The sequence below is a fragment of the Streptomyces sp. G5(2025) genome (assembly GCF_049542075.1).
In the GTDB taxonomy this organism is placed as follows: Bacteria; Actinomycetota; Actinomycetes; order Streptomycetales; family Streptomycetaceae; genus Streptomyces.
The window spans coordinates 1,916,718-1,939,546 of the sequence record NZ_JBMUZT010000002.1; the positions used below are offsets into that span (position 1 = coordinate 1,916,718).

Annotated in this window: 21 protein-coding genes and 1 pseudogene; 11 read left to right on the forward strand and 11 right to left on the reverse strand. The window is 70.7% G+C overall.

Annotated elements, in window-relative coordinates; translation table 11 throughout:
- Positions 1–55 precede the first annotated feature (55 nt).
- Entirely contained in the window at positions 56–1,546 is a 1,491-nt protein-coding gene (miaB, locus tag ACOBQB_RS08640; RefSeq protein WP_399930502.1) for a tRNA (N6-isopentenyl adenosine(37)-C2)-methylthiotransferase MiaB, read from the reverse strand.
- A gap of 160 nt (positions 1,547–1,706) precedes the next feature.
- Between miaB and ACOBQB_RS08645 the strand changes: the two genes are divergently transcribed.
- Positions 1,707–2,702, forward strand: a complete 996-nt coding sequence (locus ACOBQB_RS08645) for a TAXI family TRAP transporter solute-binding subunit (protein WP_423590096.1) — start codon at positions 1,707–1,709, stop codon at positions 2,700–2,702.
- 26 nt (positions 2,703–2,728) lie between these two features.
- Here the strand turns inward: ACOBQB_RS08645 and ACOBQB_RS08650 are convergent, their stop codons facing one another.
- Positions 2,729–4,144 carry a sensor histidine kinase gene (locus ACOBQB_RS08650; RefSeq protein WP_423590098.1) on the reverse strand — a complete coding sequence of 472 codons (1,416 nt, stop codon included), beginning with the start codon at positions 4,142–4,144 and terminating at the stop codon, positions 2,729–2,731.
- A 15-nt stretch (positions 4,145–4,159) separates the two neighbouring features.
- Positions 4,160–4,849, reverse strand: coding sequence for a response regulator transcription factor (locus ACOBQB_RS08655; protein WP_423590100.1), 690 nt, complete (start codon positions 4,847–4,849; stop codon positions 4,160–4,162).
- 272 nt (positions 4,850–5,121) lie between these two features.
- Here ACOBQB_RS08655 and ACOBQB_RS08660 point away from each other — a divergent pair, with 272 nt between their 5' ends.
- The 8 genes and pseudogenes from ACOBQB_RS08660 to ACOBQB_RS08695 all read left to right on the forward strand — a co-directional run bounded on the left by ACOBQB_RS08660 (position 5,122) and on the right by ACOBQB_RS08695 (position 11,992).
- Complete coding sequence (locus tag ACOBQB_RS08660) at positions 5,122–5,901, forward strand: amino acid ABC transporter ATP-binding protein (RefSeq protein ID WP_423590102.1); 780 nt, start codon at positions 5,122–5,124, stop codon at positions 5,899–5,901.
- Between the two features lie 47 nt (positions 5,902–5,948).
- Positions 5,949–6,869: a glutamate ABC transporter substrate-binding protein gene (locus ACOBQB_RS08665; RefSeq protein ID WP_423590104.1), complete on the forward strand. Its 921-nt coding sequence runs from the start codon at positions 5,949–5,951 to the stop codon at positions 6,867–6,869.
- Between the two features lie 121 nt (positions 6,870–6,990).
- The gene (locus ACOBQB_RS08670) at positions 6,991–7,638 is read left to right on the forward strand and encodes an amino acid ABC transporter permease (protein WP_423590106.1); all 648 of its coding nucleotides are present in this window, start codon (positions 6,991–6,993) and stop codon (positions 7,636–7,638) included.
- Complete coding sequence (locus ACOBQB_RS08675; protein WP_423590108.1) at positions 7,635–8,561, forward strand: amino acid ABC transporter permease; 927 nt, start codon at positions 7,635–7,637, stop codon at positions 8,559–8,561. Before ACOBQB_RS08670 ends, ACOBQB_RS08675 begins: the two co-directional genes overlap by 4 nt.
- A gap of 372 nt (positions 8,562–8,933) precedes the next feature.
- Positions 8,934–10,594, forward strand: a pseudogene (locus ACOBQB_RS08680) (FAD-dependent monooxygenase).
- Between the two features lie 256 nt (positions 10,595–10,850).
- Complete coding sequence (locus ACOBQB_RS08685) at positions 10,851–10,922, forward strand: putative leader peptide (RefSeq protein ID WP_327084869.1); 72 nt, start codon at positions 10,851–10,853, stop codon at positions 10,920–10,922.
- A 123-nt stretch (positions 10,923–11,045) separates the two neighbouring features.
- Entirely contained in the window at positions 11,046–11,606 is a 561-nt protein-coding gene (locus ACOBQB_RS08690; protein WP_423590110.1) for a cysteine dioxygenase, read from the forward strand.
- A complete protein-coding gene (locus ACOBQB_RS08695; RefSeq protein ID WP_423590497.1) occupies positions 11,597–11,992 on the forward strand; it encodes a rhodanese-like domain-containing protein in 396 nt (131 codons plus the stop codon). The genes ACOBQB_RS08690 and ACOBQB_RS08695 overlap by 10 nt, the downstream gene beginning before the upstream one ends.
- An 89-nt stretch (positions 11,993–12,081) precedes the next feature.
- Here ACOBQB_RS08695 and ACOBQB_RS08700 read toward each other — a convergent pair whose 3' ends face one another.
- From ACOBQB_RS08700 to recA, 4 genes are all read right to left on the reverse strand, one after another.
- Positions 12,082–14,673, reverse strand: coding sequence for an FtsX-like permease family protein (locus tag ACOBQB_RS08700; protein WP_423590111.1), 2,592 nt, complete (start codon positions 14,671–14,673; stop codon positions 12,082–12,084).
- Positions 14,670–15,278, reverse strand: coding sequence for an ArsR/SmtB family transcription factor (locus tag ACOBQB_RS08705; protein ID WP_423590113.1), 609 nt, complete (start codon positions 15,276–15,278; stop codon positions 14,670–14,672). The genes ACOBQB_RS08700 and ACOBQB_RS08705 overlap by 4 nt, the downstream gene beginning before the upstream one ends.
- Positions 15,279–15,707: 429 nt before the next feature.
- Entirely contained in the window at positions 15,708–16,523 is an 816-nt protein-coding gene (gene recX / locus ACOBQB_RS08710; RefSeq protein ID WP_423590115.1) for a recombination regulator RecX, read from the reverse strand.
- A gap of 3 nt (positions 16,524–16,526) precedes the next feature.
- The gene (recA, locus tag ACOBQB_RS08715; RefSeq protein ID WP_423590117.1) at positions 16,527–17,651 is read right to left on the reverse strand and encodes a recombinase RecA; all 1,125 of its coding nucleotides are present in this window, start codon (positions 17,649–17,651) and stop codon (positions 16,527–16,529) included.
- 297 nt (positions 17,652–17,948) lie between these two features.
- Here recA and ACOBQB_RS08720 point away from each other — a divergent pair, with 297 nt between their 5' ends.
- Positions 17,949–19,085, forward strand: a complete 1,137-nt coding sequence (locus ACOBQB_RS08720; protein ID WP_423590119.1) for a winged helix DNA-binding domain-containing protein — start codon at positions 17,949–17,951, stop codon at positions 19,083–19,085.
- A gap of 26 nt (positions 19,086–19,111) precedes the next feature.
- On the opposite strand, the gene ACOBQB_RS08725 is transcribed toward ACOBQB_RS08720, so the two are convergent.
- A complete protein-coding gene (locus tag ACOBQB_RS08725; protein WP_423590120.1) occupies positions 19,112–20,386 on the reverse strand; it encodes an AI-2E family transporter in 1,275 nt (424 codons plus the stop codon).
- A gap of 104 nt (positions 20,387–20,490) precedes the next feature.
- Positions 20,491–20,685, reverse strand: coding sequence for a DUF3046 domain-containing protein (locus tag ACOBQB_RS08730; protein WP_423590122.1), 195 nt, complete (start codon positions 20,683–20,685; stop codon positions 20,491–20,493).
- 79 nt (positions 20,686–20,764) lie between these two features.
- On the opposite strand from ACOBQB_RS08730, the gene ACOBQB_RS08735 reads away from it, so the two are divergent.
- The gene (locus ACOBQB_RS08735) at positions 20,765–21,739 is read left to right on the forward strand and encodes a hypothetical protein (protein ID WP_423590124.1); all 975 of its coding nucleotides are present in this window, start codon (positions 20,765–20,767) and stop codon (positions 21,737–21,739) included.
- Positions 21,740–21,760: 21 nt separating this feature from the next.
- Here the strand turns inward: ACOBQB_RS08735 and ACOBQB_RS08740 are convergent, their stop codons facing one another.
- Together ACOBQB_RS08740 and ACOBQB_RS08745 are read right to left on the reverse strand one after the other, a co-directional pair.
- A complete protein-coding gene (locus ACOBQB_RS08740) occupies positions 21,761–22,069 on the reverse strand; it encodes an AzlD domain-containing protein (RefSeq protein WP_423590126.1) in 309 nt (102 codons plus the stop codon).
- The gene (locus tag ACOBQB_RS08745) at positions 22,066–22,767 is read right to left on the reverse strand and encodes an AzlC family ABC transporter permease (protein ID WP_423590128.1); all 702 of its coding nucleotides are present in this window, start codon (positions 22,765–22,767) and stop codon (positions 22,066–22,068) included. Before ACOBQB_RS08745 ends, ACOBQB_RS08740 begins: the two co-directional genes overlap by 4 nt.
- Between the last annotated feature and the right edge of the window lie 62 nt (positions 22,768–22,829).

Consider the following 22,829-nt stretch of genomic DNA (forward strand, 5'->3'; position numbering starts at 1 on the left):
CAGTCGGCGACTCCCGTCGTCGACGACCCCGCCGACGACGGCCCCGCGCCTCAGGTCAGTCGCAGCCGCAGCCGCTTCCCGTCGCCACCGGCAGCGGCGCGGGAGCGCCGATCTTCGGCAGGCCCAGCATGACGCCCGCGGGCTTCGCGGCCGCCTCGGTGTTGCGCTTCTCCCAGGCGTCGCCCGCGCGCGTGGGACGCACATTCAGGACGGCACCCTCGGCGAGCAGGTGGTGCGGGGCGGCGTAGGTGATCTCGACGGTCACGACGTCACCGGGACGCACCTCGGTGTCCGGCTTGGTGAAGTGCACCAGGCGGTTGTCGGGGGCGCGGCCGGAGAGGCGGTGCGTGGCACCGTCCTTGCGGCCCTCGCCCTCCGCGACCATCAGCTCCAGCGTGCGGCCGACCTGCTTCTTGTTCTCCTCCCAGGAGATCTCCTCCTGGAGGGCCACCAGACGCTCGTAGCGCGACTGGACGACCTCCTTGGGGATCTGTCCCTCCATGGTCGCGGCCGGGGTCCCGGGGCGCTTGGAGTACTGGAAGGTGAACGCGTTGGCGAAGCGGGCCTCGCGGACCACGTGCATCGTCTGCTCGAAGTCCTCCTCGGTCTCGCCGGGGAAGCCCACGATGATGTCGGTGGAGATCGCCGCGTCCGGCATGGCGGCGCGGACCTTCTCGATGATCCCCAGGAAGCGGTCCTGGCGGTACGAGCGGCGCATCGCCTTCAGGACGGGGTCCGATCCGGACTGGAGCGGCATATGGAGCTGCGGCATCACGTTCGGCGTCTCGGCCATCGCGGCGATCACGTCGTCGGTGAAGTCGCGCGGGTGCGGGGAGGTGAAGCGCACGCGCTCCAGGCCCTCGATCTTCCCGCAGGCGCGCAGCAGCTTGCTGAAGGCCTCACGGTCGCCGATGTCGGAGCCGTACGCGTTCACGTTCTGTCCGAGGAGGGTGATCTCGGAGACGCCCTCGCCGACGAGCGCCTCGATCTCCGCGAGGATGTCGCCGGTCCTGCGGTCCTTCTCCTTGCCGCGCAGGGCGGGGACGATGCAGAAGGTGCAGGTGTTGTTGCAGCCGACGGAGATGGAGACCCACGCGGCGTACGCGCTCTCGCGGCGGGTCGGCAGCGTGGACGGAAAGGCTTCGAGCGACTCGGCGATCTCGACCTGCGCCTCTTCCTGGACGCGGGCGCGCTCCAGGAGGACCGGCAGCTTGCCGATGTTGTGCGTGCCGAAGACGACGTCGACCCAGGGCGCCTTCTTGACGATGGTGTCGCGGTCCTTCTGGGCGAGGCAGCCGCCGACGGCGATCTGCATCCCGGGACGCTTGGTCTTCATCGGGGCCAGGCGGCCGAGATTGCCGTACAGACGGTTGTCGGCGTTCTCGCGCACGGCGCACGTGTTGAAGACGACGACGTCGGCGTCGCCGTCGGCTCCTTCGGGCGCACGCTCGTAGCCGGCGTCCTCCAGCAGCCCGGAGAGCCGCTCGGAGTCATGGACGTTCATCTGGCACCCGTAGGTGCGCACCTCGTAAGTCTTCGCGCTCATCTCGCCCACCAGAGTACGGGGTCGCCACGCGCGCGTGCCCGCGGATTGCGACCCGGGCTCCCCAGAGACGGCCCTCAGAGAGGGGAGAGGGCTTGCGGAAGGGGTGTGGTGTGACCTCGCCCCTGGTCATCACCGTGAGCGGCCTGGCAGGATCGCGCGCATGCTCCAGGTCCTCCCCCACATCGGCAGACGCCGTGCCCTTCAGGGCTCGGCCGCGGCGTTCGTGGTGCTCGGGCTGCTGTTGTGGTGGCTGCTTCCCGTGGGCGAGGACTCTCCGAGCGGCCGCATCGAGTTCAGCACGGGCGTGCGGAACGGCGTGTACGAGCGGTACGGCAAGCTTCTGCGCACGGCGATCTCCCAGGACATGCCGAAGGTGGAGGTGGATCTCCTCAACAGCCAGGGGTCACCGCAGAACATCGAGCGGGTGGCCACCGGGGAGGCCGATTTCACCATCGCGGCGGCCGACGCGGTCGAGAAGTACCGCCTTGAGGGCGCGCCCGGGGCTGATCGCCTGAGGGGCTGCGCACGCCTGTACGACGACTACGTCCAGCTTGTGGTGCCCCGGGGCTCCGACATCCACTCCGTGGAGGATCTGCGGGACAAGCGGGTCGCGGTCGGGCAGGAGCACTCGGGGGTGCGACTGATAGCGGACAGGGTGCTCGACGCCGCGGGTCTCGACCCGGGCACGGACATCGAGCCGGTGTCCGCGGGCATCGACACCATGCCGGACCTGCTGCAGAGCCGATCCATCGATGCCTTCTTCTGGTCGGGCGGGCTGCCGACCACCTCCGTGCGCACGCTCTCCAAGGACATGGGCATCCGCCTCGTCGAGCTCGGTTACCTCGTCGAGAAGCTGCACAGGCAGGGCGGCGCCTCGCGGTACTACCGGGCCGCGACGATGCCGGCGGACGCCTATCCCCTCGCCCAGCAGGGCTCCGCCGTGCCCACCCTGGCGGTCGCGAACCTCCTGGTCACGACCGCCCGGGCCGATGCCGACCTGACCGCCGGGCTGACCCGCACCGTCATTGACAGCCGCGACCACATCGGCGATGAGGTGCACGCGGCCCAGCTGGTCGATCTGCGGACCGCGCTGTTCACCGACCCCCTCCCGCTGCACGACGGGGCGCGCCGCTACTACCGCTCGGTCAAACCATGAGGCCCTGCGAGCGCTGTCAGCGGCCCTCAGGAGGCCGCTGACGGCTCACTGCGGGGGACGCTGACGGTGACCCTCAGTCCCTGCGGTTCGTTCCGCTCGTACGCGATGGAGCCGCCTCCGGCCGTGAGCAGGGCCCGCGAGATGGACAGGCCGAGGCCGGAGCCCTGCACGTTCTGATGGCGGTTGCTGCGCCAGAAGCGGTCGCCGACGCGTGCCAGCTCGTCGTCGGTGAGGCCGGGTCCGCCGTCGGTGACCACCACGGTCGCCGTTCCGTTGCTGGAGGAGACCCTCACGTTGACCGGCCCTCCCTCGGGGGTGAACTTCAGGGCGTTGTCGATCACCGCGTCCAGAGCGCTGGAGAGGGCGACCGGGTCGGCCCAGCCGGTGGTCGCCGGGCAGTCGCCCGTCAGCCGTACGCCCCGCTCGTCGGCGAGCGGCCGCCAGGAGGCGACCCGTTCGGCCGCCAGCTCGCCGATGTCCGTGAGGCTCAGGTCGGCCGCGGCGTGCTCGGCGAGCGCCAGGCCGAGCAGGTCGTCGAGGACCTGGGCCAGGCGCTTGCCCTCGGTGCGGACGGAGGCGATCTCCTCATTGCCCTCGGGCAGTTCGAGGGCGAGGAGCTCGATGCGGAGCAGCAGGGCGGAGAGGGGATTGCGTAGCTGGTGCGAGGCGTCGGCGACGAAGGCGCGTTGCTGTTCCAGCACGTCCTCGACGTTGTCGGCCATCTCGTTGAACGACCGGGCCAGGCGCCTGAGTTCCGGCGGCCCGCCCGCGGCGGCGACGCGTGATTTGAGGCGTCCGGTCGCTATGTCGTGCGTGGTGGCGTCCAGGACCCGTACGGGGCGCAGCACCCAGCCGGTGAGGCGCAGGGCCGCACCCACCGCCAGGAGCATGGCGGCCGATTCACCCGCGGCGATGAGCAGCCAGCCCTGGAGCGTCTTCGAACGCATGCGTCCCGTGGGAGAGTCGGTGACGACCACGGCGATCACGTCACCGTCCCTGATCACCGGGGACGCGACGGCGAGGCGGCCCCGCTGCCACGGCCAGACCTGCTCGGGGTCGTGGCTGCCACGGGAGCGCAGGGCCTCTTGGAAGGCTTCGCGGACGTCGCCCTTGAGGGGCAGGTACCAGGAGGCCGGGGCGTGCGCCATGGGGCCGTCGTCGCGGTAGAAGACGCCCGCTCTGATGCCGTAGACGTCGTAGTAGTCGTCGAGTTCGTTCTGTAGCGTCTCGCGGCGCTCGTCCGTGCCGCCCCTCACCCGGGAGCCCGTGGGGCGTTCGGTGACGAACTGTGCGAGGGAGGCGAACCGCGCCGTGTCGTCGATCCGGTCGACCACTACCTTCTGCTGCTGCGCCGCCGCGACGCTGACGGCCAGCGGGAACCCGAGCGCGAGCAGTACGCCCGCCATGAGGACGATCAGCAGCGGTAGGAGGCGAGAGCGCACCTGTCCTCGCTCTTGCTACGTGGCCGGGGCGACGAGGCGGTAGCCGACGCCGCGCACCGTCTCGATCAGGGCGGGCATGTGCAGCTTGGAGCGCAGGGAGGCCACGTGCACCTCCAGCGTGCGGCCCGTCCCTTCCCAACTGGTGCGCCACACTTCGCTGATGATCTGTTCTCGGCGGAACACCACTCCGGGGCGCTGGGCCAGGAGCGCGAGCAAGTCGAACTCCTTGCGGGTCAGTTGGACAACCGAACCCTCCACACTGACCTGGCGGGTCGGCAGTTCGATGTGCACGGAACCGAGCCGCAGCTCGGTGTCGCCGGAGGCCGCCGCGCCGCCCGCCGGGGGGCGCCGGATGACCGCGTGGATGCGGGCGATCAGTTCCCCGGTGTCGTACGGCTTCACTACGTAGTCGTCGGCTCCGAGGTTCAGGCCGTGTATCCGGGAGCGTACGTCGGCGCGGGCCGTCACCATGATCACCGGGGTCGAGCCGCGCTTGCGGATCTTGCCGCAGACCTCGTAGCCGTCCTGGTCGGGCAGGCCGAGGTCGAGCAGGACCACTCCGAAGGGGGGCGCTTCGGCGGGCAGCAGGGCTTGGAGGGCCTCCTCGCCATTCCGGGCGTGTACGACGTCGAAGCCGTGCCGGGACAGGATCGCGGAGAGGGCGGCAGCCACGTGATCGTCGTCCTCGACAAGAAGCAGTCTCATACGGGCCCCCTCCAGTTCATCCGTCATTCCGTCGTGTCCGGTAGTCGCGCATGCGCACAAGGCATCCACGCCGATGGGTAAGGACCGCGTCAAGAGGCATCGGGTCACGGACACGTTCCGTTATCCAGCCGGTACGCACATCGTGGACCCTCTTCACACGGTGTGTCCGGTTGCGGCCGGATCGTTATGCTCAATTTCCCCTCAGATGTAATGACGCTGGTCGCACTGGGTTATTACTGTCCTCCCAACCGAGGAGGATGGAGCAACAAGCCGTGACCGAAGTATCGGTGACCAAGGACGCCATACCGCCCGGGGCGGACGACCTGGTCGTGCTGAAGAACGTCAACAAGCACTTCGGCGCTCTGCACGTCCTCCAGGACATCGACCTGACCATCGCCCGTGGCGAGGTCGTCGTGGTGATCGGCCCCTCCGGGTCCGGCAAGTCGACCCTGTGCCGCGCCATCAACCGCCTGGAGACGATCGATTCGGGAGCCATCTCGATCGACGGCAAGCCGCTGCCCCAGGAGGGCAAGGAACTGGCCCGCCTCCGTGCGGACGTGGGCATGGTCTTCCAGTCCTTCAACCTTTTCGCGCACAAGACCGTGCTCGAGAACGTGACGCTGGGACAGACCAAGGTGCGCAAGATCGGCAAAGCGGAGGCGGAGGCGAAGGCGCGCGGTCTGCTGGACCGCGTGGGCGTCGCCTCGCAGGCCGACAAGTACCCCGCGCAGCTCTCCGGCGGTCAGCAGCAACGCGTCGCGATCGCACGCGCGTTGGCGATGGACCCCAAGGTGATGCTCTTCGACGAGCCCACGTCGGCGCTCGACCCGGAGATGATCAACGAGGTCCTTGAGGTGATGCAGCAGCTCGCCCGCGACGGGATGACGATGGTCGTCGTCACCCACGAGATGGGCTTCGCCCGGTCCGCGGCGAACCGCGTCGTCTTCATGGCGGACGGCCGGATCGTCGAGCAGGCCACGCCGGACCAGTTCTTCAGCAACCCGCGCAGTGACCGGGCCAAGGACTTCCTGTCGAAGATCCTTAAGCACTGAGGCTTCCGCACCGTCTCAACTCCTGTCGAAACAAGAGGATGTTCACCATGAGGTTCCGTAAGTCCGCCGCCACGGCCGCCGTTGTCGCCGCTCTCGCACTGACCGCCACCGCGTGTGGCGGCGAGGAGGGTACCGCCGGCGACAAGCCGAAGGACCCGACCGGCGGGAAGAACGCGCCCAAGCTGCCCACGTACGAAGTGAAGTCGGACGTGAAGATCGACTCGGACGTCCTGAAGAAGGCCCAGAAGGCCGGCAAGATCGTCATCGGCGCCAAGGACGACCAGCCGTACCTGGGCTTCAAGGACAGCAGCGGCAAGCGCTCCGGCTTCGACATCGAGATCGCCAAGATGGTCGCGGCGGACCTCGGCTTCAAGGCCGACCAGATCGAGTTCAAGACGATCGACTCTGGTGTCCGTGAGACCACCATCTCCAAGGGTGACGTCGACCTCTACGTCGGTACCTACACGATCAACGACGAACGCAAGAAGCAGGTCGGCTTCGCCGGTCCGTACTTCATGGCCGGCGCGGACCTGCTCGTCCGCGAGGACGACAAGAGCATCACCGGCCCGGACTCAGTGAAGGGCAAGAAGGTCTGCTCCATCGTCGGCTCCACTCCGCTCCAGGAGATCAAGAAGTCGAAGTACGGCGCCAAGACCGTCGAGCTGGCCAAGTACTCGGAGTGCGTGCAGCAGCTCATCAACAAGGAGGTTGACGCCGTCACCACCGACAACGCCATCCTCAAGGGTTACGCGGCGCAGCAGCCCAAGGCGCTGCGGGTGGTCGACAAGCCGTTCACCAAGGAGCCGTACGGCATCGGCATGAGCAAGAACGACAAGGCGCTGCGCGACGCGGTCGCGGACGCCGTAGAGGCGCACCAGAAGAACGGCGACTACAAGAAGGCGTACGACGCGACGCTGGGCCTGTCGGGCTCCGAGTTCACCGAGCCGCCGGCCCTTGAGCGCTACTGACCCAGCTGATCGCCCGTTCCACTCCCCGGCAGTGAGTTGACCGGCCCCCCGTGGGCACCCAGGCGGTGTCTACGGGGCCGGCTCCCCCTGCCCGACCACTGCCGCCCACGAGGACATCCCCGTGAATGTACTGCTCGACCATATGGCGGAATTCCGCGAGGGATTCATAGGCACGATCTGGCTGACCGTGGCCAGTGGCATGCTCGCGCTGCTCCTCGGCGTCGTGCTCGCCGGTTTCCGCGTCTCGCCGGTACCGCCGCTGCGGTTCTTCGGCACCGCATGGGTCACCCTGTTCCGGAACACCCCGCTGACGCTGCTCTTCCTCACCATCTGGTTCGCGGTGCCGCAGGTCTTCGACTTCGGCTTCGATCCGTGGACCAAGGCGCTGATGGTGCTCAGCGTCTACACCTCGTCGTTCGTCTGCGAAGCGGTCCGGTCCGGCATCAACACCGTGCCCCTCGGCCAGGCGGAGGCCGCCCGTTCACTGGGGATGACGTTCTTCCAGACGCTCGGGACGATCATCCTGCCGCAGGCGGTACGCACCGTACTGCCCCCGTTGAGCAGCATCTTCATCGCGCTGACGAAGAACTCCGCCATCGCGGGCGCGTTCAGCGTCACGGAACTGTTCGGCTGGCAGAAGACCCTCAGCGACCAGGGCTTCGCCATCGCGTGGCTGTTCCTCTGGGTGGCGCTCGGCTACCTCGTCATCACATTCACCATCAGTGGCCTGTTCCGGCTGCTCGAGCGGAGCCTGGAGGTCGCGCGATGAGCTCCAGCGTCCTGTACGACGCCCCGGGCCCCAAGGCCCGGATGCGCAACCGCATCTACTCCGTCGTCGGCACGGCGGCCATCATCGCCCTCGCCGTCGTCGTGGTCATGCGTCTCGCCGACCGTGGCCACTTCGACTCCGCGGTGTGGAACACCTTCAACTACTCCAATGTGCGGACGATCATCCGCGACGGCATCGTCACCACGCTGAAGGTCTTCGCCCTCGCCGGCGTGCTGTCCTTGGTGCTCGGTGCGCTGCTCGCGGTCGCCCGCGCGTCGGACCACCGACCGGTCCGCTGGCTGGCCACCGGGTTCATCGAGCTGTTCCGTGCCATTCCGCTGCTGATCACGATCTACGCCCTGTGGGTGCTCTTCCTGACCTACAAGAGCGACCTGGGCGCCGTCGGGGCCAACAACGGCTTCTGGGCCCTAGTCATCGGCCTGGCCGTCTACAACGGCGCGGTGCAGGCAGAGGTCCTCCGGGCCGGCTTCAACGCCGTGCCACGCGGCCAGGTGGAGGCGGCTTACGCGCTGGGACTGCGCAAGTCCCAGGTCATGACGATGCTCCTGCTGCCGCAGGCGGTCAGGTCCATGCTGCCTACGATCATCAGCCAGCTGGTGGTCACGCTGAAGGACACGTCGCTCGGCTACATCATCACGTACGCGGAGCTGCTGTACGCGGCCCGGCAGCTGGCCAACACCACTCTCGTCAACGGCCAGTACATCTACGTTCCGGTGATCATGGTCGTCGGCACGATCTATGTGGTGATGTGCATGGCGCTCTCCGGGCTCGCCACCTGGGTCGAGAAGCGCGGGCGTCGCACCAAGACGGGCATCGTGGTGGCCGCGGCCGCCGAACCGGCCGAGGCTCCGGGGGTTCTCGATTCGGACGCTCCCGAAGGCGCGCCCAGAAAAGAGAACTGAGAGCGTCAAGCACCGGTGACGCAGAACCGGAAGGAGGAGGTGTCGGCCTGCAGGCCGACACCTCCTCTTTTGAATCGGCTCAAATGGGTGCCGACAATTGGAGCGTCCATGGGCCGTTCGAAACAGCGCGGCCCGCCCCATGTGCCATCGCTGGGCAGCCCGCTGGCGGCCTGACGATCGATGGGACGATCGAACAGCACAGTGTCGGCGGCGGTCGCGCCGCTGCCCCCGCCGCTTGACGCAGGCACAAGCAGTGGGTTGCATACGTTCTGTGATCGTGCACCGGGCTCCAACTGCCAGTTTCTCTACGTACGTCCAGCGCTTCCGGGCAGCCCGGACCCTCGGATTCCGCCGGGTCGGAGGGTGCGCGCCGTGGACCCGGTGATCGTCGTCGGCGCGGGCCCCGTCGGCCTCGCGCTCGCCCTCGCGCTCGCCCGCCACTCGGTGCCCACGGTCGTCCTCGACGAAGGGCCGGGCAAGGACGAACAGCGCCTCGCGCGCACGACCGTGCTCCGCGAGGACACCGCGGCCTTCGTGGAACGGCTCGTGGGTCACTCATTCGGTGACGCGGAGTCGGGCGCCCGGTGGGCCAGTTGGCGGTCGCTGCGGCGCAAGCAGGTGATGCGCGAACTCGCTTTCGACGACGAGGCCCCCTCCCCGCTGCACGTGCCGCAGCACGTGCTGACCGGCGCCCTGCGCGAGGCCATCGCCGGCGAGCGGCTCGTCGAGATCTCGACGGAGAGCAAACTCGACTCCCTGGAGCAGGACGCCTCCGGGCTCACCGCCCATTCGCGAGGCTCCAAGGACACATGGTGGCGCGGCAGTTACCTGGTGGGTTGCGACGGGTCCCGCTCCACCGTGCGCAAGCTCCTGGACATCCGCTTCCCGGGTCGTACGGCGGTGGAGCGACACGCCGTGGCGGCGCTGCGCACGGAACTTCCATGGACGGGCGAGGCGTTGTTGCATCGGATGCCTCCGTGGCGCGGCGGGGGCGCAGAGGTGACGGGCCGTCCGCTCGCCGGCGGGGTGTGGCGGATCGACTGGCTTCTGCCGCCGCGCGGCGAGCTGGTGACGCCGGACGCCCTCGTCCTGCGGATCCGGGAGACCCTCGCGGGCTGGTGCGGGGGCTCCACACCGCCGTACGAGCTGCTCGACACGGGCGTGCACACCGTCCACCACCGCCTCGCCCGCCGGTGGCGGGTCGGCCGTGCCTTCCTCGCCGGGGACGCCGCGCACCTGCTGGGCGCGCTCGGCACACAGGGGCTCGACGAGGGGCTGCGGGACGCGGACAACCTCGCGTGGAAGCTGGCGCTCGTCTGGCACCACGGCCCGCACGATCCGCTGCTCGACAGCTACCAGGCCGAGCGGCGGGCCGGTGTGGCCACCCGCCTGCGCGCCGCCGACCAGTCGCTCCCGGTGCTGCGCGGCGGCGGAGGTCTGCGTTCGTACGTGCCGGGGTCGGCGCGCGGGCATGACGCACTCCTCACGGACGGCCATGTCGGGCGCGGGCCGCTCGGTGCGCCCTCGTCGTACGCGGACTCTCCCCGGCGCCCGCGCCGTCCGAGTCCCAGGTGGCGGTGGGCACGGAGGCGGGCGCGCCTGTCGCCGACGTGCAGGTCACCGCCCCTGACGGGTCCTTCGTCCAGCTACGGGAGCGGCTCGGGCGCGGTCAGCTCCTCGTCGTCCTTGTCGCGCCGGGCACGGTGGTGTGGGAGCGCCGGCACTGGGTGACGGCCGGGATCATGCCGCGGCTCGCCGCCGCCGTGACGGCGCTGCCGCACCCGGCCGAGCTGCTGGTCGCGGAGAGCTATCCCGGGGCCGCGGCGCACTCCGTCCTGCTCGTACGCCCCGACGGGCACCTGGTCACCGCGCTCTCCGGAGTGCGCCCGGCCGAGCTGTACGCGGCGGCCGAGGCGGCGGTGGGCGGCCCGAGGCAGGCGGCGCGTGAGCGTGGAGGCCAGGCGGGTCAGGGCGAGGCGGGCAAGGGGGAGACGAGCCGCCGGGAGGAGGACGCGGCGCGGCCGAGCAGGTAGGGAACGGCGGGGGCGCGGTTCGGCCGGGCGAGTGTCAGCCGGGCTCGCCCTGGCCGCGGGGCCGTCGGGGGTGTCAGATGCGTCGGGCGCATCGCGCGCGTCGGGTGCATCACGCGCGTCGGGCGCATCACGCGCGTCGGGCGCAGGCCTGCGCAGTCCAGTCGGCCGCCCCTTGAACCTCTCCCAACCGCATACTGAGCAGGGGTTGACCGCCCCAGGCCTCCATGGTCTACTCCGGATCGTGACCGACACCGATGTGCGCCTGTGGCGGAGGGTCCACATGGACCTCGTCCGGTACGCAGGCTGCGTGTGTCACCCGTCCTGCTGAATTCGCATCTTTTCTCCACGCGCTGAGCGCCGCCTCTCGGCCTGCTCGCGCGCTCTTCCGCGAACTTTCAGGACGGTATTTGTGTCTGTTTCCACCTCGGCGTCCACCCATGGGCCAACCCCTGTGTCCGCCTCTGCCTCCGCCTCCGCTTCCGCTTCCGTCTCCACCGAGCCCGTGGCCGCACGCTCCGCCGCTCCGACCGCCGCCCAACTTCTCGACTTCGTCCGCCGCAGCGCGGCCGATCCCGAGCTCATCGCCTCCCTGCCGCTCGACCCCGAGGGCCGCACCTGGGTGCGCCTGGCGGGGCCCGGCGGCAGCGAGGCCTGGCTGATCGGCTGGCCGCCGGGCACCGGAACCGGCTGGCACGACCACGCGGAGTCGGTCGGCGCCTTCCTCACCGCTGCGGGCACACTCAAGGAGAACTCGCTCGCCGTGCGCCTGCCCACCGACGGCTGGAGGACCCTGGAGCTCTCCGAAGGCGTCGACCGTGAACGCGAGTTGGGGGTCGGCGAGGGCCGCGCTTTCGGCCGTCACCACGTGCACGAGGTGCTGAACGAATCGGCCACCGAGCACGCCATCTCCGTACACGCCTACTACCCGCCCCTTCCCCGGATCCGGCGTTACAGCCGCGCCGGCGAGGTGCTCCGCCTGGAAGCGGTGGAACGCCCGGAGGACTGGCAGTGAGCGAACAACCGACCGGAATCGACGCGTTTTTGGAGCGCGTACGAAGCGACCTCGTCCGGGTGGGCCCACAGGAGGCGTACGACATCGCCCGGACCGGCGGCCTGCTGGTCGACATCCGGTACGCGGCGCTGAGGGAGCGCGACGGCCTGATCCCCGGAGCCCTGGTCGTCGAACGCAACGAACTGGAGTGGCGCCTCGACCCCCAGGGCAGCCATCGCGCTCCGGAGGCCACGGACCACGAGCTGCGTGTCGTCGTGATCTGCAACGAGGGTTACGCGTCGAGCCTTGCGGCCGCTTCCCTCAGGCAGTTGGGCCTGCGTCACGCGACCGACCTCGCCGGAGGCTTCCAGGCGTGGAAGGCGGCAGGGCTCCCGGTCACGGCGTGAGGGCGCGGGCAGCGGCCGCGGGGGCTCGCCGCCCTGCTCCTCAGCGCCCGCTACTGGGCGCCTGCTCCCTAGCGCCTACCCCTTAGTGCCTACTCCTTTGCCGTCGCCACCGTGACCGGTAGGGGTCTGAGGGCGGCGCGGCCGGGCAGCGCGGTCGCCGTCAGGGCGAGCAGTCCGGCAACGGCGACGACGGAGACGTACACCAACGGGGTGACCGTCGGTGCCGCGCTGCCCGTCATGCCCACGCTGAACGCGCTCAGTACGGCGAGCGCCACCCCGCTGCCGAGCGCGGTGCCGATGAAGAGCACCGACAGCGCCTCGGTGCGCAGCATGCGCAGTACCTGGCGGCGCGTGGCGCCCGCGAGCCGGAGCATCGCGAATTCGCGCATGCGCTCGGACACGGACATCGCGAGCGTGTTGACGACCGCGATGGCGGTGAAGGCCAGGACGAGTCCCATGGCGAGACGGTTCACCTCGGCGTTGGCCTGTTGGCGCTCGGCTTGGAGGCCGTCGGCGGCGGCCGGGTAGATCACCTGAAGGCCCGGGAACTTCTGGACGGCGACCGCGAGTTGTACCTGCGTACGGTCGCTCTTGACGAGGGCCGTGGCGGCGAGCGGGTTGTCGACGTGGCGGGCGACCAGGTCGTGCGCCATGGTCAGATCGCCGAACCCGAGCCCGCGGGCGTACACGGCACGGACGGTGAGCTCCGCCTTCGTGCCGTCCCCGAGAGTGAGCGCAAGCGAGCTGCCCGGTCTGAGGCCGAGTTGGTCGGCCGCCAGTTCGCTGACGGCGACGCTGCCCGCGCCGAAGCCCTTCAGGGTTCCGGCGACGACGTCAGGGTCCCAGGTGTGGGTAAGTCCTTCCGGCGTGACGCCCTGCGCCGGGTACTTGTCGAGCCCTACCCGCACGGTGGTGCGGACGACCTCGGTGACGGCCTCGACGCCTTCGGTCGTACGCAGTTCCCGCGCGGCCTGCGCCGGGACGCCCGGCCCCCGCGCGGCGAGCACCCAGTTCGCGCGGATGCCGTCGCGGGCCTGCGCACGGGCCGCGTCACCGAGGGTCGGCTGGACGAAGAGGACGGTGCAGGTCATGCCGGTGAGGAGGGCGAGGGGGGTGACGGCGGCGGCCATCCGGGCCGCGTTGCCGCGCAGGTTGGCGTGGGCGAGCTTGCCGGCCGGTCCGGTCAGCCGGAGCGGTCCGCGCAGCAGCGCGGCAGCCGCCCGCACGACGAACGGCCCGAGGAGCGCGATGGCACAGGCGAGGACCACAACGGCAAGGAAGGTCACGGGAGTCGAAGCGGCCTCGGTGTGCAGCACGCTCAGCACGGCGATCAGCACGACACCACCGACGAGCAGGACGAGACCGGCGACGGCTCGGCCCCAGGCGGGACTGGTCTGCTCGACCCGCGCCTCGGCGAGGGCCTCGGCCGGGCGGATCCGGACGATCCTGCGCCCCGCGATACGAGCGGCGGCCCAGGCTCCGAGCACGGTCGCGATGACGGCGACGAGGGGCGGGAAGACACTCACGGCGCGCTCCAGGGTGCCGGGGATGGCGCCCGTCTCCACGAAGCGGCCGTGCAGCCAGCCGCCCAGCGGAATACCGGCGAGCGAGCCGATGCCCCCCGCGGCAGCCCCGACGAGCACGGCCTCCCGTCCAAGGAGCTTGCGAATCTGCCGGGGCGTCGCGGCGACGGCACGGAGCAGGGCGAGTTCGCGGTGGCGCTGCTGGACGGAGAGGGCGAAGGTGCCGACGACGACGAGAATCGCGACGAGGAGAGAGGTGCCGCCCATCGCGCCGCCCATGCTGACGAGCTTGACGCGGGCACCGGCGGCGTCGAGAAACTCCACGGGCCCTCGGTCGTCACCCGTGCTGACCTGCGCTGTCGTGCCGTCCAGAGCCTGTGAGACGGCACGCTTGAGGTCGGCGACGCCGGTGTTCCGGTCCGGTATGACACCGAAGGCGCTGACCTTTCCGGGGTGCGCCGCGAGCCACTCGGCCTCTCCGGCGGAGAAGAAGAGCGAGGTCTGGTGGGCGAGGGCGCCGCTCTCAGGGGCGGCGCCCTCGGAGGCAGCGCTTATGGGGGCGGCGCTCATGGGGGCGGCGATGCCGGTGACGCGGTAGGTGCGCGGGCTCTGTGTCGACTGGACGGTGAGCCGGTCGCCGGGTGCCAGTTCGGCGCGGTCCGCGAGGTCGCGGTCGATGACGAGGTCGCCTGCCGCGCGCGGGGCACGGCCGTCGACGATGCGGAGCGGCGTGAGGGCGGCGGACCTCCAGGCGTGTCCGTACGCGGGCCTGTCCGGGTCGATCGCGGCGGCGGGCGTCAACGGATGTGCGGGGAAAGTCAGTTCGGGCACGACCTCACCGACACCCGGGGCCTTCTTGAGCCTGCCTTCTATGGCGTCGGCCGGCAGCCAGGCCCGTTCGGTGATCGGTTTCGCCTTGTGCTTGACCTTGGTCTTGCCCTTCTTGTGCGTGACCGTGGTCTGGTGGACGTTCTGGTCGGCGGAGACAATCACGGGCGCGGCGGCGTAGCGCTCGGTCTTCACGGTGCCGCGCAGGCCGGTCTCCAGGAGCGTGCCGCAGGCCGTGATGAGCGCGGCGGCACACATCAGCGCGAGGAAGGCCCCCAGGAAACCGCCCTTGCGTTCTCTGACCGTCTGCAGTGCGTAGCGCAGCATCATGAGGGCTCGGTCTCTTCTCGGTTGCCGGAAGGGGCGCCCGAGGAGGGCGGCGCGGACGCCGACGCGGCGGACGCCGACGCCACGGGTGTGGGCGTGGACGTGGCCGTGGATGCGGGTGCGGGTGCGGGAAAGGCCAGGAAGCGCGTGAGCACGATGCGGGCATCGGCGGGGGTGTCGGCCTCCGGCCGCTTGTAGCGGTTGAGCAGCGCGATGTACTCCTCGAAGAACTCGCGGACCTCGGGAACGGTCAGCCGGATCGTGCCGCGCGAGTAAGGGAAGGCGTCGCCCCACTCCCCTGGTTCGGCACCCCTGTCCCGCTGCGCCTGCCCGAAGAGGTCAAGGTCGGCCGCGTACGAGAGGTGGTTGAGCTCATCCATGACGAGCCGCGTCTCGGGACTCTGGCGGCTGAGCGGCGGAAAGCGCCGGTCGCCGGGGACGGTTCGCCACCAGCGCTCGCGTCCGTGCCCGGAACACGGCGCCTCCTCGACGAAGCCGTAGCGGGCGAGTTCACGCAGGTGGTAGCTGGTCGCCCCGGTGTTGAGGCCGAGCGCCCTGCCGAGCGTCGCCGAGGTGGCCGGGCCGTGCACGGCGAGGTGCTGCAACATCTGCTGACGTCGCGGCTGCGCGAGGGCTTTGAGTACGCGGAGGTCGGTGAGTTCTTCTGAGGGTGGCGGTGCGGTTGGGGATGTTGGAGTTGGGTTCGAGGCCGGGGCCCGAGCTGAGGCCGGGGCTGCCGGGTTCATCGCCGGGGCTGGGGCCCGCACCGAGGCCGTGCCCGTGGCCATGCCGGAAGACGAAGCTCCGGAAGGCGGAGCTCCGGGAGCCGAAGCCGCGCTGGAGGCGGGAGCATGCGGTTGGGCCGCGTCAGTGGTGCCGGGTTCCTGTGCCATACGTACACAGTCGTCTGTGCACATGCTTCTGTGCACTGCGGTGGCCCGGCGTCTCCGCAGGGGGGTTAACCCCGCCCCGCGGAGCGCGAGTTGGAGTACGTGGATTGTTCCGGGTGCCGCCCCACCCCCGTGGGAGCGGCGCCCTCAGAACGCCTCGTACCCCAAGTCCTCGGTGTCCTCGCCCTCTTCCTCCAGGGCCTGCCGGACCACTCTGAGCGCCATGCCCTCCCCGTACCCCTTGCGGGCGAGCATGCCCGCGAGGCGGCGCAACCGCTTGTCGCGGTCGAGGCCGCGCGTGGAGCGGAGCTTGCGGGCGACCAGCTCCCGCGCGGTCGCCTCCTCCTGCTCCGAGTCGAGCTGCCCCACGGCTTCGTCGATCAGCGTGGACTCCACGCCCTTGGTGCGCAGCTCGCGGGCGAGCGCGCGCCGGGCCAGGCCCCTCCCGTGGTGCCGGGACTCCACCCAGGCGTCCGCGAAAGCGCTGTCGTTGATCAGCCCGACCTCTTCGAAGCGGGAGAGGACTTCCTCCGCCACGTCGTCGGGGACCTCCCGCTTGCGCAGCGCGTCGGCGAGCTGCTTGCGCGTGCGCGGGGTACCGGTGAGCAGGCGCAGACAGATCGCCCGCGCCCGCTCAGCCGGATCCCCCGTCGGCGGCTCCCCCTCCTCGGCCCTCGACGAGGAAGGGGGACCGCTGTCCCGGTGGTCACCGAAGCCGCCACGCCGTCGGCGACGCCCACCGCCGCGGCCGGTGCCGCCCTCCCGGTGGCCGTCACTGCCCCGGGAGCCCGGCCCGTCACCGCCGTGCGAACCGGCCTCGTCACCGCCCTGGAGACCGGGGAAGCCGCGGCCGTCGTCCGGGCCGGCGCCGTACTGATCCACACCGCCCCCGTGGCCCCGCCCCGCGGCGCCGGGGCGGCTTTCGGGGGTGGTGTGGTCCGCCCAGTCCGATCGTCGCGTCACGGACTAGCTCTTGGCCGCCGCGGCCTTGGACTTGGCGGCCTTGGCCGCCGGCGCGGGCACCGCCTTGGCGGCGTCCTCGGCCGGAGCCGCGCCCGCCGCGTCCGCGCCCGGCTCGGTGACCGGCGCCTCGGGCTTCACGCCGACACCCAGCTTCTCCTTGATCTTCTTCTCGATCTCGTTGGCGAGGTCGGGGTTGTCCTTCAGGAAGTTGCGGGCGTTCTCCTTGCCCTGGCCGAGCTGGTCGCCCTCGTACGTGTACCAGGCGCCTGCCTTGCGGACGAAGCCGTGCTCGACGCCCATGTCGATCAGGCCGCCCTCGCGGCTGATGCCCTGGCCGTAGAGGATGTCGAACTCGGCCTGCTTGAAGGGCGGCGCGACCTTGTTCTTGACGACCTTGACGCGGGTGCGGTTGCCGACCGCGTCCGTGCCGTCCTTCAGGGTCTCGATGCGGCGGATGTCCATGCGCACCGAGGCGTAGAACTTCAGCGCCCGGCCACCGGTGGTGGTCTCCGGGGAGCCGAACATGACGCCGATCTTCTCGCGGAGCTGGTTGATGAAGATCGCCGTGGTCTTGGACTGGTTGAGCGCGCTGGTGATCTTCCGGAGCGCCTGGCTCATCAGGCGGGCCTGGAGACCCACGTGCGAGTCGCCCATCTCGCCCTCGATCTCCGCGCGCGGCACCAGGGCGGCGACGGAGTCGATGACGATGAGGTCGAGGGCGCCGGAGCGGACCAGCATGTCGACGATCTCGAGGGCCTGCTCGCCGTTGTCCGGCTGGGACAGGATGAGGTTGTCGATGTCGACGCCGAGCTTCTTCGCGTACTCGGGATCGAGGGCGTGCTCCGCGTCCACGAAGGCCACCGCGCCGCCCGCCCGCTGGGCGTTGGCCACGGCGTGCAGCGTGAGGGTCGTCTTACCGGAGGACTCCGGTCCGTACACCTCCACCACACGGCCGCGGGGGATGCCGCCGACGCCGAGGGCGACGTCGAGCGCGGTCGACCCGGTGGGGATGACCTCGATGGGCTCATTCGGCCGCTCGCCCATGCGCATCACTGCGCCCTTGCCGAATTGCCGTTCAATCTGTGCGAGCGCGGCGTCGAGCGCCTTCTCGCGGTCGGTTCCTGCCATGGGTTCCACCCGATTTGCTTGAGTCGATCGCTTCACGTCAAAGACGCTAACGCCTGCCACTGACAATCCGCCCCGACGCCCGTCCAGCCTGTGGATAACTCAAGGCCATCCCGCACCGAAATCCTCCGGAGCGGATCAGGGATCCTCCCCGCACCCCCGGAAAATGGCCGCCGGACACCCCATAAGAATGGATGTTCGATTTTAGTGTCAAGCGCGGCACACCGCACCGGACGCCGACGGCCCGCGCCCGCTCGAACCCTGGCCGGGGCGGGGCGCGGCGCGGCAGAATCCTGCGCCGTGACGATCACCGCGGACGAACTCAACCGGGCCACCCTCAGCCGTCAGCTGCTGCTGGAGCGTGCGCCACTGACCGTCCAGGACGGGATACGACGCGTGGTCGCCCTCCAGGCGCAGCACCCGGCCTCGCCGTACGTCGCGCTCTGGAACCGGCTCGCCGACTTCGCCCCGGGAGAGCTCGCCACCGCCTTCGCCGAGCGCACGGTGGTCAAGGCGACCCTCATGCGGATCACGCTGCACGCCGTGCACAGGGAGGACTACCGGGACTTCCGCGAGGCGATGCAGCCGACGCTGTACGGTTCCCGGCTCGGCCACCGCTTCGCCGCGGCGGGCCTGAGGCCCGCGGACGGCGAGGAGCTGGTGCCGGAGCTGCTGGCCTTCGCCGACTGCCCGCGGACCTCGGCCGAGATGCAGGCGTGGGTCGAGGCGCGGCTCGGCGCCGAGAAGGCGGCCGGGGCGTGGTGGGGTCTGAAGGCGTACGCGCCCCTGCACCATGCCGCGACCGACGCCCTGTGGTCGTTCGGCGTCCGGCCGTCCTTCGTGGCGGCCGACGCGGGGCCTCCGCCCATGGGGCGGGCGGCGCGACCGGAGGCGTTGCGCACCCTGCTCCTGCGGTATCTGGCCGGCTTCGGGCCCGCATCCGTGGCCGACATGGCCCAGTTCTCCATGGTGCAGCGGGCGCCCGTCCGTGCGGCACTCCGCGCCCTGGAGGGGACCGTCGAGATGCTCCGGGGGCCGGACGGCGACACGCTCTTCGACCTCCCGGGAGCTCCCCGGCCTGCCGCCGACACCCCCGCCCCGCCCCGGCTCATGGCAATGTGGGACAGCGTCCTGCTGGCCTACGCCGACCGCAGCCGGGTGATACCCCCGGCCTACCGCCCCCTGATGATCCGCAACAACGGCGACGTACTGCCCACCCTGCTGGTCGACGGCCATGTCGCCGGGGTGTGGCGGCCGGTGGACGACGGCATCGAGGCCACGGCCTTCCACCCCCTGTCCTCCGAGACCTGGGACGGGCTCGCCGCGGAGGCCCGCTCCCTGAGGGCGCTCCTCACGGACCGTGAGACGAAGGTCTACAGCCGCCACCATCACTGGTGGGCCAAGCTCCCCGAGGCCGAGGTCCGGTTGCTGGCGTAGCAAGCGGCGCCAAAGGAGTCCAGGCCCTACAGGCGGCCGTCCGGCTGCGGCCGCGTCTCGGACTCCGCCGCCGCCCCCGGTTCGTTCGGCCCGCGCAAAGCGCGCCGCACGCGCGCGAGGAGGGTCGGTCCGACCCTGCGCCGGTGACCGTGCACCCGCGGGTCGTCGGTGACGTCGTACCGCTTCACGTACGCCCCGAGGAAGGCCTGAAGGGTCGCGACGGCGGGGATGGCGATGAGCGCCCCGACCGCTCCGAGGAGTGCCGTCCCCGCGATGACCGATCCGAAGGCGACCGCGGGGTGGATGTCCACGCTCTTGGCGGTGAGCTTCGGCTGGAGCATGTAGTTCTCGAACTGCTGGTAGATCACGACGAAGATCAGTACCCAGAGCGCGTACCAGGGATCGACCGTGAAGGCGATCAGCATCGGCAGGGCGCCCGCCAGATACGTGCCGATGGTGGGGATGAACTGGGAGACCAGCCCCACCCACACGGCGAGCACGGGCGCGTAGGGGACGTCGAGCGTCTGGAGCAGGACGTAGTGGGCGATCCCGGAGATCAGCGCCATCAGGCCGCGCGAGTAGAGATAGCCACCGGTCTTGTCGACCGCGATCTCCCAGGCACGCAGCACCTCGGCCTGCCTGGCGGGCGGCAGCACCGAGCACAGCGCGCGCCGCAGCCGCGGCCCGTCGGCCGCGAAGTAGAACGAGAACAGCAGGATCGTCAGGAGCTGGAAGAGCCCGCCGAGGACCTGCGCGGAGACGTCCAGGACGCCGCTGGCGCTGTTCTGCACGTACTTCTGGAGCCAGTCGGAGTGGACCAGGCTGTCCTGCACCTCGACGCGGGAGAGGTCCGTGTGGAACGTCTGATTGATCCAGCTGATGACCTTGTCGAGGTAGTCGGGGAAGTCCTCGACCATGTCCACGATCTGGCCGGCGAGCATCGAGCCCATCAGCGTGACGAAACCCGCGCCGGCGATCAGGACGCCCATGAAGACGATGAACGTGGCGAAGCCCCTGCGCAGCCCGCGCGCCGCCATCCAACTCACCGCCGGCTCGACCGCGAGCGCCAGGAAGAACGCGATCAGGACGTTGATCAGCAGCCCGGTCAACTGGTGGAAGGCCCAACTGCCCAGCTGGAAGCAGGCGATGAGCGCGAGGGCGAGCACCATGGCGCGTGGCAGCCAGCGCGGCATGCTGGCGCCGTTGCCTGCCTCGGCCCCGGCGGGGGGCTGCGGGGGCGGCGTCGTGCCGGGCGGAGCGATGTCCTGGGTGACCTGCGCGGTCTCGTCTGTGGATGCCACGGGCCCAGTCTCGCCCACGCCACCGGCAAACGGCCGCCGCCCCCGCATCTTGGGACGGTCCACGCACGCGTGGAGGCCGTAGGCGCGAACCGACCGCCCTGAAGTCAGCGCTTTTCGGCCGGTACGTCCATGGCCGTGCAGACCGCGCGCCAGACGTCCTTGGCGTCCCAGCCCGCGTCCAGCGCTTCGTTGACCGTACGGCCGCCCAGCTCCGCCATCACGTGATCGCGCGCGAACGAATCTGCGTACCCCGCTCCGAAGTGAGCCGCCATTCGCTGCCAGAAAACCGTCAACCGCATGCCTTCAGTATCGCGCCCCTGAGAGTGCAGCCGGGCTCAGGGGGCTTGTCGGGACCACTTTCCGCCCTACGGTCGGGACATGGCCGAAACCGGAGCATCCCCCGCCCTAGTGCCCTTCCCCGACGCGGCGCCCTCCCCGGTCGCCCGCGCCGAGCACTTCGTCTGGCTCACCGCGCGCGTTCTGGAGCAGCGGCGGTTCGCGTACCACTTCCCCACGAAGGCCGTCGGCGCGGGCCGCGAGCAGGCCGCGGACGCGGTGGAGACCGCCCTCGCCGCCTACGCCACCGCGGACGGCGGGTACGGCTACGCGCTCGAACCCGACCTGCGCGGCCCCGTGAGCCAGCCCCTGCACACCGGACACGCGCTGCGCGTCCTGGACTCGATCCGGCGCTGCGCCGGGCAGCGGGTGGAGCGCGTGTGCCGCTATCTGACGTCGGTCTCGACGCCCGATGGCGCCCTTCCCGCGATCCATCCCAGCCAGCGCGGCTACCCCTCGGCGCCGTTCGTGCCGGTCGTGGACGACCCGCCCAGCGAGCTGCTCGCCACCGGGCCCGTGGTGGGTCTGCTGCACCGCAACGAGGTGTGGCACGCCTGGCTCTTTCGAGCCACGGACTACTGCTGGGCGGCCGTCGATTCGCTGGGGACGTCTCACCCGTACGAAGTCCAGGCGGCCGTCGCCTTCCTGGATGGCGTGCCCGACCGCTCGCGCGCGCAGGCCGCCGCCGACCGCCTCGGCCGCCTCGTGCGCGACCAGCGCCTGGCCGCACTGGATCCGGACGACCTGGACGCGTACCCCGTGTCGCCCGGGTACGCGCCGGGTGAGCATCACTTCCCGCACGACTTCGCGAAGGCTCCCGAGTCGCTCGCGCGCGCGTGGTTCACCGACGCCGAGATGGAGCGCTCACTGGACTTCCTGGCGCGGGAACAGCGGGAGGACGGCGGCTGGCCGGTCCGGTGGCGGCAGTGGGCGCCGGGCACGGCCCTTGAAGCGCGCCCGATCGTGACCATTGAGGCGCTGCGCACACTCCGCGCGTACGGGCGGCCCATCGACTGACGCGGAAAGACGCCGTTGCCCTCACCCCGTCAGCGCCCGCAGCCCCGCCGTGACGACCACGGCCGCCGTGATGACGACGAGGAACGGCGCGCGCAGCACCAGCGCCACGGCCGCTGCGGCGAGCCCTGCCGCCCTGGCGTCCAGGACGGGCGCCCGCCCGTCGGCGAAGGCCTGCTGGGCCGTGAGCGCCGCCAGCAGGGCCACGGGGAGCAGGGCGGCCATGCGTCGCACGCCCGGCCGCTCCAGCACGCCACCGGGCACCAGGAGCCCCGCCAGCTTGACGAGGTAGCAGCCGACGGCGGTCGCACCGATCGCGATCCAGATGTTCAACGGTCCTCCCTCCAGTCGTCGCCATGAGCCTTTCTGCCCTCTACGTAGAGGACGAGTGGCACTGCGGCAGCGGCCACCAGGACAGGCACGCCCGCGGGCAGCACCGGCAGCAGAGCGAGCCCCAGGAGGACGGCGAGACCCGCGACGGCACGCTCCCTGGCCGTCCGCAGCATCGGCGCGAGCAACGCCAGGAACACCGCGGGTCCGGCCGCGTCGAGCCCCCACGCGTCGGTGTCGCCGATCGCCCCGGCACCGAGCGCGCCGAGCAACGTGGTGAGGTTCCACAGGGCGTAGAGGCTGAGCCCCGTGACCGTGAAGCCGATGCGGGCGCCGCGCCGCGTGGGCTGGGCGAGCGAGACGGCCGTGGTCTCGTCGATGACCCAGTGCGCGGCGAACGGCCGTACCGCGCGCGGGAGGGCGAGCAGCTGCGAGAGGCGCAGCCCGTAGAACGCGTTGCGCACCCCGAGGAAGAACGCGCCCGCGGCGGCCGTCAACGGATTGCCGCCGCCCGCGAGCGCACCGACCAGGGCGAACTGCGACGCCCCGGTGAACACCAACAGGCTGAGCGCACAGGTCTGGAGCACCGTGAGGCCGCTGCCCGCCGACGTCACTCCGAAGGCGAAGCCGGAAAGCCCGACGGCGACCCCGACGCCGAGCGCGTCGCGGACGACGGCGGCGTCGGGTTTCTCCAGGGCCACACCGTGCTCTTCCGGGGGCGCGCCTCCCGCCTCCAGAGGTTTGCCACTTTCCTCCGGAGGCT

Excerpts from the sequence above, each read along its gene's own strand:
- miaB (WP_399930502.1), bottom strand. The coding sequence starts at position 1,546 with ATGAGCGCGAAGACTTACGAGGTGCGCACCTACGGGTGCCAGATGAAC.
- ACOBQB_RS08645 (WP_423590096.1), top strand. The coding sequence starts at position 1,707 with ATGCTCCAGGTCCTCCCCCACATCGGCAGACGCCGTGCCCTTCAGGGC.
- ACOBQB_RS08655 (WP_423590100.1), bottom strand. The coding sequence starts at position 4,849 with ATGAGACTGCTTCTTGTCGAGGACGACGATCACGTGGCTGCCGCCCTC.
- ACOBQB_RS08665 (WP_423590104.1), top strand. The coding sequence starts at position 5,949 with ATGAGGTTCCGTAAGTCCGCCGCCACGGCCGCCGTTGTCGCCGCTCTC.
- ACOBQB_RS08675 (WP_423590108.1), top strand. The coding sequence starts at position 7,635 with ATGAGCTCCAGCGTCCTGTACGACGCCCCGGGCCCCAAGGCCCGGATG.
- ACOBQB_RS08700 (WP_423590111.1), bottom strand. The coding sequence starts at position 14,673 with ATGATGCTGCGCTACGCACTGCAGACGGTCAGAGAACGCAAGGGCGGT.
- ACOBQB_RS08705 (WP_423590113.1), bottom strand. The coding sequence starts at position 15,278 with ATGTTGCAGCACCTCGCCGTGCACGGCCCGGCCACCTCGGCGACGCTC.
- recA (WP_423590117.1), bottom strand. The coding sequence starts at position 17,651 with ATGGCAGGAACCGACCGCGAGAAGGCGCTCGACGCCGCGCTCGCACAG.
- ACOBQB_RS08730 (WP_423590122.1), bottom strand. The coding sequence starts at position 20,685 with ATGCGGTTGACGGTTTTCTGGCAGCGAATGGCGGCTCACTTCGGAGCG.
- ACOBQB_RS08735 (WP_423590124.1), top strand. The coding sequence starts at position 20,765 with ATGGCCGAAACCGGAGCATCCCCCGCCCTAGTGCCCTTCCCCGACGCG.